Raw genomic sequence first — 12,438 nt, forward strand, 5'->3', positions numbered from 1 at the left:
GCGCGGCTTATAAGGACAAATGTCCGAGAAAGTCAATTCCCGCCGCGTTCTTACAGGGGGCCGACCAAAGACGCGGCTTCGGGGAGGCCGATATCGCGCTCAGCCAAATTTCAGCGAAGTCATGAGCCCTTTTTTAACCACACGCATTTTAGAATTAACTAATGGGTGTATACCGTGCGCCTGTGCCCGCCAAGCGCGAGCAACAGGGAGGGGAGCAGGAAATGAGAATTCGCGGAAAGATTTATCTGATCGTCGGCATCATGAGCCTGTTGGCAATCGCCATCACCGGCATGTCCCTGCTGATCGTATCCAAGTACAACGACGAGGTCGGGCAATTCCAGAACGCCTCCGAACGAAGCTTCAAGGGCGAGCGCCTCAATCGTCTGGTTACCGCCGTCGTCATGGAATCGCGCGGGGTTTACGCCGCGCCGACGATCGAGAAGGCCACGCCCTTCGCCGAGGGCATCATCAAGAACCTCGACAAGATCGACGCGCTTTTGAAGGAATGGCGCCCGCTGGTCCCGGCCGACAGGCTTGCGGCCTTCGACGCTGTGGCCAAACGCGCCGATGAATTCAAGGCGTTCCGAACGGAAACCGCTCGCCTCGGCCGCGAGGTGTCGCCGCAGGCAGCCAACGAGCAGGGCAACAACGAGGCCAATCGTGCCAACCGCAAGGCCTTCCAGGCGGAGATCGACGTCGTCGTCGATGCCGACCGCGAATCCCTTCAAGCCATCACCAACGGCATCGCCGCCTTCGAAAGCGCAGTCGTCCTCATCGTCCTCGGCATTGCCGGCCTCGGCATGGCTGCCGGTATCGGCGCAGCCTTCTACATCGGCACCAACCATCTCAGCCAGCCGATCGTCGACCTGACCGGCAGGATGAAGCTGTTGGCCGGCGGCGAGCTCTCGGTCGACGTGCCCTTTGCCGGGCGCAAGGACGAGATCGGCGACATGGCGGCGGCCGTCGAAGTCTTCAAGCAGAACGGGCTTGCGGTGCACGAGCTCAATGCCCAGGAAACGGCGCTGCGCGAAAAGAGCGCTGACCTGCAGTCGAGCATCGGCATCGTCGTCGCGGCCGCCGCCGCCGGCGACTTCACCCAGCGGATCGGCAAGGATTACGACAACGACGATCTGAACCGCTTCGCCGCGAGCGTCAACGAGCTCGTCGGCAGCGTCGACAGTGGCATCGCCGAAACGCGGCGGGTGGTCGCGAGCCTTGCGGCAGGCGATCTGACGCAGAGCATGGAAGGGCACTTCCAGGGCGCCTTCGCCGAACTGCAGAAGAATGTCAACGAGACGTTCTCGACCCTGCAGAAGACCATGCGCGAAGTGCGCTCGACGACCGATTCGATCAACGGCAACGCATCCGAATTGCGCTCGGCCGCCGACGACCTGTCGAAGCGTACCGAGCAGCAGGCCGCCGCGCTCGAGCAAACCTCCGCCGCCCTCGACGAGATCACCGCCGCGGTGCGCAGTTCGACCGAGCGGGCGCACGAAGCGACCCTCATGGTGACGGAAGCGAAGGAAAACGCGGCCGAATCCGCCTCCGTCGTCCGCAACGCCATCGACGCGATGGGTCGCATCGAGCAGGCCTCGAGCGAGATCGGTCAGATCACCAACGTCATCGACGAGATTGCCTTCCAGACGAACCTGCTGGCGCTGAACGCGGGCGTCGAGGCGGCGCGCGCCGGTGACGCCGGCAAGGGTTTCGCCGTCGTCGCGCAGGAGGTCCGTGAACTCGCCCAGCGCGCCGCCAGCGCCGCCAAGGACATCAAGGCGCTCATCTCGAAATCCGGCAGCGAGGTGGCGACCGGCGTCAAGCTGGTGCAGGCGACTGGAGCCGCCCTCGGCGAGATCGAGACGCGCGTGCTGAAGATCAACGACCACATCCATTCGATCGCCACCGCCGCGCGCGAGCAGTCGACGGGGCTGGGCGAGGTGAGCACCGCCATCAACCAGATGGATCAGGTGACCCAGCGCAATGCCGCCATGGTCGAAGAAGCGAATGCAGCGACGCACAAGCTCTCCGCCGAAGCCAACGGTCTTGCCACCCTCATCACCTATTTCAAGGTCGATCGCGAGCCGGCCCGGGCAATCACGCCTGCAAGGGAGATGAGTCGCCCGGTCGCATCGCCCGCCCGCCGCATGATGGGAACGGTTGCCCGCGCCTTCGGCGGCGGTTCGGCAGCCGCGGCCCGCAGCGATTGGGAAGAGTTCTGAGCCGCCAGAGCGGCTAGAGCCAATCGACGCCGAGGAGCCCGCCGGCAGCCGCCGGCGGGCTTTCCTGTCTCACGGCAACGTGAGTTGTCATTGCCGTCCGTTCACGCTGTCGTTTAAGGGCGCGACCATTCTTTACTGGTCGGCGGCCCGGAGTCCTTCTAAATCAAAGAGTAAGTCACGCCGAAAGCAAAGTTCATGAGCCATGGTGTCAGCAACAGGGCGGAAGAAGAAACGGCCCTGCGCGCCCGTCTGGGCCGGAAGGATGGCACATCGGGAGAGAGCCGGTCGCTCTGGCGGGCCGTGCCGCTTGCGCTGCTGATCGCGGGCGGAATTGCGTGCTACGCCCTCGGGCTGCAGAACCATGTTTCGCTGTCGGCGCTCGTCCATCATCAGGAGGCGCTGAGCATTCATGTCGATGCCTATCCCGTCCGCTCCGGCCTGGCTTTCTTTTTTGTCTATGTCGCGGCGGTGGTCCTCTCGATCCCCGCGGCATCGGTTCTGACGATTGCTGCCGGATTTCTGTTCGGCCCCTTCCTTGGCGGCACGATCACGGTGCTTGCCGCTACCTTGGGCTCGAGCCTGTTGTTTGTCGCTGCGCGCGGCGTGCTCGGCGATCTCTTGCGTCGGCGTGCCGGACGCTTCGTGGAGCGTCTCGCGGAAGGGTTTCGGCGCAATGCGTTCCTTTATTTGTTGGTCTTGCGGCTGGCGCCGATCTTTCCATTCTTCATCGTCAATATCGCGCCCGCTTTCTTCGACGTGAAGCTGCGCACCTTCGTCGCCGCCACTCTTCTCGGCATCGTTCCAGCAACCTTTGCCTATGCGTGGCTGGGCTGCGAACTCGATGACGTGATCGCGCGCGCCGGCGAGAGCGGTCACGCACTGTCGCTTTCGGATTTTGCCACCAAGGAAATTTCGCTGGCTCTTCTCGCGCTGGCAGTGATTGCGACATTGCCTCTGGCCTACAGGGTAATAAAGTCACGTCGACAAGGCTGACGGCGAAAAGGGCGGTGGCGTGGGGAACATACTCAAACCGGACATCTGCGTGATCGGCGGCGGTGCGGCCGGCCTGTCGGCTGCCGCCGGTGCGGCCGCTTTCGGTGTATCCGTCGTTCTTGTCGAACAGGGTAAGATGGGCGGCGATTGCTTGAACTATGGCTGCGTGCCGTCGAAGGCCCTGATCGCGGCGGCCAGGCAGGCACAGGCGATGCGCCAGGCCGGCGAGTTCGGCCTGGTGGCGGCGGAACCCTTCATCGACGGCGAAAGGCTGCAGGCTCGCATCCGCTCGGTGATCGAGGGTATCGCGCCGCATGATTCCATCGAGCGCTTCTTGGGGCTCGGTGTAGAGGTCATCCAGGGATCAGCCCGTTTCGTCGATGACCGGACCGTCGCCGCTGGCGATCATCTCATACGGGCCCGGCGTTTCGTCATCGCCACGGGTTCCTCGCCCGCCATTCCGCCGATCGCGGGATTGGCGGAGACGCCTTACCTTACCAACGAATCGCTGTTCGAGGTCATGCCCGTGCCACGACATCTCGTCGTCGTCGGCGGTGGACCATTCGGGCTCGAAATGGCCCAGGCCCATTGCCGATTGGGAGCCCGCGTCACGGTCGTCGAGAGGGCGTCTGCGCTTTCGAAGGAGGATCCGGAACTGAAAGCGGTCGTCCTCGATGCGGTGCGGTCCGAAGGCACCGTCCTTCACGAAGGCACCGTCATTCGCTCGGTCGAGCGTGATGACGGTGGGGTCCGGCTGCACTGCGAACATCAAAGCGGGCGGTTCGATATCGAGGGCAGCGAGCTGTTGCTGGCTACAGGCCGCGTTGCCAATTATGGCGCGCTCGACCTCGGCGCGGCCGGCATTCGTCACGATGCGGAGCGGATCCACGTCGGCGCGGACCTGCGCACGAGCAACCGCCGCGTCTATGTGATCGGCGATGCGGCCGGGGGTCTGCAGTTCACACATGCGGCGAGTTACCACGCCCGGCTCGTCCTGCAGCAGATCCTCTTCCGTCTGCCGTCGCGCGAGGTCCGGGCCATCGTGCCGCGGGTCACCTTCACGGACCCGGAAATTGCCCAGGTCGGCCCGACCGAAGACGAGGCACGCGCAAGCTTCGACGCAATCGAACTGGTTCGCTGGGACCTGTCGGGAAACGATCGGGCCCGAACCGATGGCCTGGGGCGGGGAATGGTCAAGATCGTGGTCGGCCGAGGCGGGCGGATTCTTGGTGCCGGTATCGCCGGTGCCGGCGCAGGCGAGATGATCAATCTCTGGTCCTTTGCCACTGCCAACCGGCTGACGCTCAAGAATTTTCGCGACTATGTCGCGCCCTATCCCACCCTATCCGAGATTGGAAAACAGGCGGCGATCTCCTATTATTCTCCAATGGCGCGAAATCGTTTCGTTCGCTCTGCGATCCGCTTATTGCGGTGTTTCGGCTGAGGGCAAGGAATAGTCACTGGTGATGGTAGAAGACGCACGTCCGGCCAATGAAGGTGCGCCGCCGCGAGCGGCCGTCGGATTTCTGCGCGGGCTCTCCGGCAAGCTCCTGCTGCTGACGATCGCTTTCGTCATGCTGGCGGAGGTGCTGATCTTCGTGCCGTCCGTCGCCAATATGCGGCTCCGCTGGCTAGAGGACCGGCTGAACACCGTGGCTGCCGCTGCGGTCGTCGTCGACGGGCTGCAGAATATAGAGCTGCCGCGCCCCGTGCAGCGCGAGACCCTGATGGCAACCGGCACCAAGGCGATCGTCATCCGCCGCAAGGACGCCTCGCGAATGATCGCGACCGTCGACATGCCTCCGGCGATCGACGGCGAGTACGACATTGCCAATTTCACCGCCCTCGGCGCGATCCGCGACGCTTTCGATACGCTGCTTTTCGGCGGCAACCGCATCATGCGCGTCTATGGGCCGCTCGGCGAGAGCGATGCGACGATCGAGCTGGTGATGAAGGATGCGAGCCTGCGCAAGGCCATGCTCGTCTACTCGCGTAACGTCTTCCTGCTGTCGATCGTCATTTCGCTGATCACCGCGGCACTGATCTTCCTCGCCATCAACCGCATGCTGATCGTGCCGATCAAGCGCTTGACGGCGAGCATGCAGGAATTTTCCGACGAGCCCTCCAGTCCGGAACGCGTCCTTGTGCCGCCGGACGGCGGGGACGAACTCGCGGTCGCCGGTCAGCACCTCGCCAGTATGCAGCGCGAATTGCAGAAGACCTTGAAGCAGCAGAAGAGCCTCGCCGAGCTCGGCCTCGCCGTTTCGAAGATCAACCACGACATGCGCAACATCCTGTCCTCGGCGCAGCTCATTTCGGACCGGCTGGCCGATGTCGACGATCCGGTGGTCAAGCGCTTCGCGCCGACGCTGCTCAGAACCATCGACCGCGCCGTCGGTTACACGCAGGAGGTGCTCTCTTATGGGCGCACAGCCGAGGCCGAACCGCACCGCCGCTTCGTGGCACTCCGCCCGCTTGTCCAGGATGTCGGCGAACTCTTGGCAGTCGATCGCCAGAGCGGCATTGAATTCGATGTCCAGATCCGCGACGAGATCATGGTCGATGCGGACAGCGAGCAGCTTTTCCGCGTCGTTCACAATATCTGCCGCAATGCCGTTCAGGCGCTGGCGAACCATCAGCCCGAGGACGGCCGCTCGAGGATGATTTCCGTCTCCGCTGTCCGCACGGGCAGCGTCGTGACGATCTCGATCGAAGATACCGGCCCCGGCATGCCGGCCAAAGCGCGAGAAAACCTTTTCGCCGCCTTCCGCGGTTCGGCACGCTCCGGCGGCACCGGGCTCGGCCTGGCGATCGCCCGCGAACTGGTGCTCGCCCATGGCGGCACCATCGCGCTCGTCGAAAAACCGACCCCCGGCACGCTGTTTCGCATCGAGCTGCCGGACCGCCCGGTGCGGCTCGACGCCTTCCGCGCCAAAGGGCGCTCCTGAATTCTCCGTTGCGGCGGGGGTGCTGCCGCACGGCGTTTGCGGCCCATCCGCCGCCGTTGCAAAAATGAAGTTTTTTGCCGAAAGGCGCTTGCAATCCCCGAAAGGACCCTTTAGAGGATCGCCACGCAAGCGGTGGTCACCGCTTCAGGCACGCACCCGTAGCTCAGCTGGATAGAGCACCAGACTACGAATCTGGGGGTCAGGAGTTCGAATCTCTTCGGGTGCGCCATTTTCCAAGTGTTATTGCCACGCTATTTTGCCTCCTTGGCTACTACGTTGCCTTTGAGGCAGTTTTATTGACCTATCTGCCATGCCTACAGCGCCGTGCGTCTCTTCAGACGCACAAAGGTCGCTGTACTTTGAGGCGGGCCTCCTCCTTGCGTAAGGATCGAACGAAAAGCGCTCATAACTTAAGCCTAACGAGGTATCGCAGTCAGGTGATGGCGGCGAGTTAATCAAAATAGGGGATAGGCCCTAGCCTCATTTGAAGCTCACCGCTGCGGACTGGCTTTGGTAATCTGAACGTTATGCTTGAGAATCATCAGCGCTGCGCACGTACAGCTTTCGTGCCAGTGGCGCATGACCGGAGGGGTATACGATGGCTCTTGCAAAAACGTCCGAGGCGACGGGCGAGAGCGCTACATCCCCCTGTGGCGACGGACGAACCACGGCAGCGCCATGCTATCGCGCTCGGCAGGCCTCTTTAAGGGCTACGCTCCGTTTCATCCCGTTCTGCCTCCTTATGCTGCTTGGAACTCCCGCAAAAGATCAAACAGCAACTGACGACAGGCTCGCCCCGCAAGACATGGTCGAAATACGCGTTTCGGGATGGCATGCCTTGCTTGGCGGTGTCGTCGAGGCGACGCTGCTTAACGACACTTTTACGATCGGGACAGCCGGAACGCTGGAACTTCCGGAAATCGGGCGTCTGCCAGCGGCGGGTCTACGAGCGAGTGAACTGGCGAAGCTGATAGCCGATCGCTTGCAAGCCAGAAGCGGCAGCCAAGAACGCCCAGTCACGACTGTCCACCGACGAACGCCGGCTTCCGACGTGCAGTCATCGCGCGCGACCAAACGTGTCGAGGGGCGCCCGCCAGCGGAACAACAGCGCAGGGTAGAGCCGGCGACGGAGCTATTGCAAGCTCTGGAACGAGAACGGTTCAGGGCAGACGCTCTACTTCGTAACCTGGCGGCCGGGCGCAAGGATCTCGAAGCTGCTCGCGCAGAATCACGCGCCGCGCGGCAGGCCGCACAAAACGATGCATTCCAATACAAGCGGGATCACGCTGCGGAGCGTCAACTGCGTGCCACCCTGACGCAGGAACTCAGTGCCGCGCGGGCCGATCTCAAAGCGATGAGCATTCAACGCGAGCAGGCAGCGAATGCGGTGGTGCGAGCGAGGGAGGCTGCGGAAGCTGCGGTCAACGAGGCTCATGAGATGGCCGCGCGCGAACGCGCCAAGGGCGCCGCGCTGGAGCAGAAGCTCCTCGCGGCGCGCGGGGAAGTCGCCGCAATCAAGAACGCTGCGCAAACGGCTGCTGATGACCGTGAGGAAACGCTCCGCCGGGATCTGGCCGCGGCCAGGAGAGACCTTGATGCGATGCGGCGCACCGCCGCCGAGGCCGGCTCTCAGGCGCGAAGAGGGGCCGATCTGACGGCTGAACAAGGGCGAGCTCTTGAAGGGCAGCGCCAACGAGCCGAAGGGCTTGCGCGCGATCTGACGGCGGCATTGCGCGAGATGCTGGATTGGCGGGCCAAAGCCGCTGGAGCAACTCGATCGAAGGCTGGCGCGCTCAGAGCGCGACACGCTGCGGAGGTATCCTTGGCTGATGCGAGACGCGCGGTCGATGAGGAACGGCAAAAGCTTGCAACCTACGAAGCCGATCTTGCCGCCGCCCGCCAGTCGATCGCCGCCCTGGACGCCAGCGCCAAGCTGGCCGCGACAGAGCGGGCCGCCGCGGCTGAGGCTCAGAAGGCTGCCGAGGCCGCCGCAACGCGGGCTGGCGAAGCACTCGCCTCGGAGGTCGAGAAGGTAAGGGAGACCGCGCGTGATCTTCATGCCGCCCGCCAGGAACGCGACGCGGCAAGGGAGGAATTGAGCCGGGTCTCAGCGGCTCAGAACAAGGCGTTAGAGGACGAGCGCGTAGTGCGCCAATCGACCGCCGCCCTGGAGGCCCGCGCTAATCTGGCTGCGACAGAGCGGGCCGCCGCGGCTGAGGCTCAGAAGGCTGCCGAGGCTGCGGCAAGGCGTGCTGGCGAAGCGCTCGCCTTGGAGGTCGAGAAGGGAAGGAAGCTCGTGCGCGATATCGACACTGCTCGCCGGGAACGCGACGCTGCAAGGGAAGAGTTGAGCCGGGTCTCAGCGGCTCAGAACAAGGCATTGGAGGACGAGCGCGTGGTGCGCCAATCGGCCGCTGCCCTGGAGGCCCGCGCCAAGCTGGCCGTGTCAGAGCGGGCCGCCGCGGCTGAGGCTCAGAAGGCTGCCGAGGCGGCGGCAAGGCGGGCTGGCGAAGCGCTCGCCTTGGAGGTCGAGAAGGGAAGGAAGCTCGCGCGCGATATCGACACTGCTCGCCGGGAACGCGACGCTGCAAGGGAGGAGTTGAGCCGGGTCTCAGCGGCTCAGAACAAGGCATTGGAGGACGGGCGCGTGGTGCGCCAATCGGCCGCTGCCCTGGAGGCCCGCGCCAAGCTGGCCGCGACAGAGCGGGCCGCCGCAGTTCAGGCTCGCAACGTCGCCGAGACCGCCGCAAGGCGGGCTGGCGAAGCGTTCGCATTGGAGGTCGAGAAGGGAAGGGAGCTCGCGCGCGATCTCGATACTGCTCGCCGGGAACGCGACGCGGCAAAGGACGAACTGCGCCGGATCCCATCGGAGCGGCGGGAGGCGTTGGACGACGAGCGGGATCGGACGAAGAATCGCGATCTGCCAGCGGCAGGGAGGGAAAATGAACGCCGGATGACGGCTATCGAGCGTGTACCGAAGGTGGGCGCCGGTAATCGCGCCAGTCACGGCGCAAAGGCCATTGCACGGACGGCCGCCCGATCGGTCCGCGAACCGGAATCGCGGGGAATCCGCAGGGTGGAGGTCCGCAAGCCAAGGCGATCGATGACGGTCGCGCTCCCCGACGAGTTGCTTCCTAAGCGGTCGCCGATGCCTGGGCGCTGGTAGAGAAGTAGAATGCATTTCAGAGGGCTGCTTAGGCCCAGATGAGGAACCTGGTGATGCGCAAGTACTTAGCAGCCACATTCTTGATCGCAGTTGCAATCGGCCCCGCTTCGGCTCTTGACATCCGTGGCGGCGCCAAAGTCGGCCCCGTCGGGGTCAGCACCAGTGTGGGGCTTGGCAAGAAGGGCGCCTCGGCAGGGATCGGCGCGGACGTCGACAAAGTGGGCGGAGCAAAAGCCGGAGCCTCGGCCGGCAAAAAGGGGACCTCGGCCGGGATCGGTGCGGATGTCAACGGAGTAGGTGGAGCAAAGGCTGGAGCCGCGATCGGCAGCAAAGGCATCTCGGCACGGTTTGGAGCGAATGTCAACGGAGTGGGCGGTGCGAAAGCTGGGGCTTCGCTCGGTACGAACGGGGGATCGAGCGCTGGCGTGGCCGGCAATGTCGGGCGTGCCAATGGCGGAGTTTCGGCCGGTGCCGGTTCGACAGGCGGGTTGTCCAGCGTTGGGGGAGCGTCCGCTGCTCGGGGGAATGCTTCAGGTGGTTGGGCCGCAGGGACCTCGGGGCGTGGCAGTGCCACTACGATCATCCGCTTCGCTCCCGCAACGAGCGCACGACCCATCGTCCTGCCGCGGATCCTTTGGCCGTTGAAGGCGAAGCGCGCCCAACACGAGCGAGGCGAATGGGGTTACCCCTTGCGATTCCCGTTGTCGCTTGCAGCGATTCCGGGTACCCCACCTGCCGTGGTCCGCGTCTGCCGTCGGGCAATCGCGTCGGCTGCGTCGCCGCTTGGCGCCCTGCAGGTGCGTGCGGCAAGCGCCGGTTCCCTGCTGCGGCATCGCAGCGGTGCGCTCACGGCTCCGCTTGCGGTGAGCATAGACTATCGAGGCCAACACGGCGTCGAAGTCCGCCAGGCGCGAATCCGGTGCCGCCTCGATCCGGCTGGCAGGGTCACCGCCGTGATTGCTCCATGACTCGGCCGCTTAGAGTCTTTCCTGTACCTGCAGGAAGTGCAGCGTCGCGTCACGAGACACCGCGGCAACATTTGCCCGCGATGCCTCGGAGAACCCGTAAACTCGACCCACTTCAGCCGGGATGGCTGAAGCGGGCCACCTGCGCATCTCTCGTCAGATTGCGGAAGCTGGTGCCGCTCATGTGCACCAGCGTTCTATGGTCGCCACCCTCGAAATAGACGTCGTTGGCCTTGTCGAGGCTCTCGTCGAGGATGACAGGGACACCATAGGCCGATCCGATGGGCGGTACCGCGCCGATCTCGCAATCGTTAAAGAGCGTGCTGACCTCCTCCTCCGAGGCGAGGCCCAGACGCCGGTTCATGACATCCTGCAGCGTCGAGAGCTCGACCCGGTGCGTGGCCGGTACGACGGCGAGCACATAGCCCATCTCGTGGTGTACGACCACGGATTTGGCCAACCTGTTGCCAGGAACATGGGCGGCCTCAGCCGTCTGGCTGGTCGTTGCGGTACGGTTGTGAGGGACGGTGTCGTAGTCGATGCCCTCGGTCTCGATATAGTTCTGGAGTTTCCTTGCGATCGTCATCGTAGGCGTCCCTTCTGTAAAGTGGTGACGCAGAAAGGAATTATTCTGCCCTGATCGTCTGCGGAGTCAACGATGAATGGGCGCGGCGGGTCCTGGCGACTTGCGGACGGGAACGTTCCTGACGTTGGTCACCACACGAACGGAATGAGCCGATAGCGCACCCGTTCCGCATAGGCGTCGTATCCCGCAAGGCCGGCGCGGAGCGCCTTTTCCTCGATGCCGACGCGGATGGCGAGCAGGGCCGCGAGCCCCAATGCAGCCAGCAGCCCCCACCAGGAGCCGAGCAACAGTGACGTGCCGGCGACGAAAAGCAGGCTGCCGCTGTAGAGAGGATGGCGGACATAACGATAGGGGCCGGTGGTGATCACCCTCTGTCCACGCTCGCTCTGCACCTTCACCACCGGTGCGGCGAAGCTGTTTTCGCGCAGAACCCGATAGTTGAAGCCGATGGAAAGAACGAGCAGCAGCGCCCCGGCGGCCTGTGCCCATGGTGGTACCGCCGACCACTCGAATCGAGCGGCATCGAGCGCCATGAAGGCGAAGGCGCCGAACAGGAAGAGGAGAAGCACGGAGAGGAGCACCTTGTCGGCCTTCGGCTGGTCCTTCTGGATGGGCGCCGACAATCGCTCCTTGAGCAGTGCCGGATCGTGCCAGGCCAGCAGCAGCCCGGTGACCAGCGAAAGTGCCAGCATGATGGCGAGGTAAATCCACGCGGCCGGCCAGGCGAAGGTTCCGGCCGAGGCGAAGAGAACAGCTCCCATGATCCCGAACCAGATGAGGGTCTGGACGATCAATCTGGCGACCATCAGTGAGCTCCTTGCAATGCCTATACGCCCCAACCGAGTGTTCTCAATCTAGCGTCGCAGTGGGGCACGTTTGCGGCAAGCCCCGGTGCCCATTCTCGGCGCATTCACGATGTTGTGCATGAGACGCGTCTCAAAACCGCTGCGTCGGATTCCCACATGATTCCCGTTGGTAAGCCATCCAGGAGAAAGGAGGGGTTTGAGTGTATCGCTATATGATGAAAGAGTTGATGCTGATCATCGCTGGTCTGATGGCCTGTGCCCTTCTGATGCTGCTCGTCACGCAGATCTCGGTCGCATCGCTTTGAGTTTGGCCGGCATTCAGATCCTGCCGAGAATTTCCCTCGTTCGAGGATCCCTGGCACCATTGTAATAATGCTCGAGCGCCCTTGCGAAAGCGCCGACGGTCGGGTCGGCGGCCTCGAAGAGCGTCATCGACGAGCGGAACTTGAGATCGTCCGGCCGGCCGAAGATGTCCAGTGCGCTGCGCCCGGTTACTGCATTCACGGCTTCCGTGCATTCGAGAAGGCGCCGGCCGAGGAGTGGGTGCCTGAGATAGACCCGCGCCTCATCGACATTCGAGATCGCGTAGCGCTGCGCCATCGGGGAATGGCCGAGGCCCTGGATCTGCGGGAAGATGAACCACATCCAATGGGTCCGCTTGGCCCCGGCGCGAAGCTCCGCCAGCGCGGTCTCATAGACGCATTGCTGCGCCTTGACGAAACGCTCGAGATCGGAGGCTTCGCTCATCATGGCCT

The 12,438-nt window shown here is 63.8% G+C and carries 10 protein-coding genes, 1 tRNA gene and 1 pseudogene; 8 read left to right on the top strand and 4 right to left on the bottom strand.

Annotation, left to right across the window (positions count from 1 at the left end):
* Positions 1 to 221 precede the first annotated feature (221 nt).
* The 6 genes and pseudogenes from CO676_RS01575 to CO676_RS36750 form a co-directional block, all read left to right on the top strand.
* A complete protein-coding gene (locus CO676_RS01575; protein WP_097519424.1) occupies positions 222 to 2,219 on the top strand; it encodes a methyl-accepting chemotaxis protein in 1,998 nt (665 codons plus the stop codon).
* A 195-nt stretch (positions 2,220 to 2,414) separates the two neighbouring features.
* Complete coding sequence (locus CO676_RS01580; protein WP_097519425.1) at positions 2,415 to 3,212, top strand: TVP38/TMEM64 family protein; 798 nt, start codon at positions 2,415 to 2,417, stop codon at positions 3,210 to 3,212.
* Between the two features lie 19 nt (positions 3,213 to 3,231).
* Positions 3,232 to 4,656, top strand: coding sequence for an FAD-dependent oxidoreductase (locus CO676_RS01585; protein ID WP_097519426.1), 1,425 nt, complete (start codon positions 3,232 to 3,234; stop codon positions 4,654 to 4,656).
* A 22-nt stretch (positions 4,657 to 4,678) separates the two neighbouring features.
* Complete coding sequence (locus CO676_RS01590) at positions 4,679 to 6,160, top strand: HAMP domain-containing sensor histidine kinase (protein ID WP_097519427.1); 1,482 nt, start codon at positions 4,679 to 4,681, stop codon at positions 6,158 to 6,160.
* Positions 6,161 to 6,312: 152 nt separating this feature from the next.
* A tRNA-Arg gene (locus tag CO676_RS01595) sits at positions 6,313 to 6,389 on the top strand.
* 513 nt (positions 6,390 to 6,902) lie between these two features.
* A pseudogene (locus tag CO676_RS36750) lies at positions 6,903 to 7,175 on the top strand (polysaccharide biosynthesis/export family protein); the annotation flags it as partial.
* Between the two features lie 213 nt (positions 7,176 to 7,388).
* Here CO676_RS36750 and CO676_RS35895 read toward each other — a convergent pair.
* A complete protein-coding gene (locus CO676_RS35895; protein WP_245424241.1) occupies positions 7,389 to 7,967 on the bottom strand; it encodes a hypothetical protein in 579 nt (192 codons plus the stop codon).
* 15 nt (positions 7,968 to 7,982) lie between these two features.
* Here CO676_RS35895 and CO676_RS35900 point away from each other — a divergent pair, with 15 nt between their 5' ends.
* Both CO676_RS35900 and CO676_RS01605 read left to right on the top strand, forming a co-directional pair.
* A complete protein-coding gene (locus CO676_RS35900) occupies positions 7,983 to 9,326 on the top strand; it encodes a hypothetical protein (RefSeq protein WP_245424243.1) in 1,344 nt (447 codons plus the stop codon).
* A gap of 53 nt (positions 9,327 to 9,379) precedes the next feature.
* On the top strand, positions 9,380 to 10,294 hold the full coding sequence (locus CO676_RS01605; RefSeq protein WP_179875383.1) for a helicase: 915 nt from the start codon (positions 9,380 to 9,382) through the stop codon (positions 10,292 to 10,294).
* A gap of 112 nt (positions 10,295 to 10,406) precedes the next feature.
* On the opposite strand, the gene CO676_RS01610 is transcribed toward CO676_RS01605, so the two are convergent.
* From CO676_RS01610 to CO676_RS01620, 3 genes are all read right to left on the bottom strand, one after another.
* A complete protein-coding gene (locus tag CO676_RS01610; protein WP_014760890.1) occupies positions 10,407 to 10,877 on the bottom strand; it encodes an aminoacyl-tRNA deacylase in 471 nt (156 codons plus the stop codon).
* 128 nt (positions 10,878 to 11,005) lie between these two features.
* On the bottom strand, positions 11,006 to 11,683 hold the full coding sequence (locus CO676_RS01615; RefSeq protein ID WP_097519430.1) for an isoprenylcysteine carboxylmethyltransferase family protein: 678 nt from the start codon (positions 11,681 to 11,683) through the stop codon (positions 11,006 to 11,008).
* A 318-nt stretch (positions 11,684 to 12,001) separates the two neighbouring features.
* A complete protein-coding gene (locus CO676_RS01620; RefSeq protein WP_179875384.1) occupies positions 12,002 to 12,433 on the bottom strand; it encodes a DUF1810 domain-containing protein in 432 nt (143 codons plus the stop codon).
* Between the last annotated feature and the right edge of the window lie 5 nt (positions 12,434 to 12,438).

The sequence above is a fragment of the Sinorhizobium sp. BJ1 genome, assembly GCF_002531555.1.
Lineage (GTDB): Bacteria > Pseudomonadota > Alphaproteobacteria > Rhizobiales > Rhizobiaceae > Sinorhizobium > Sinorhizobium fredii_B.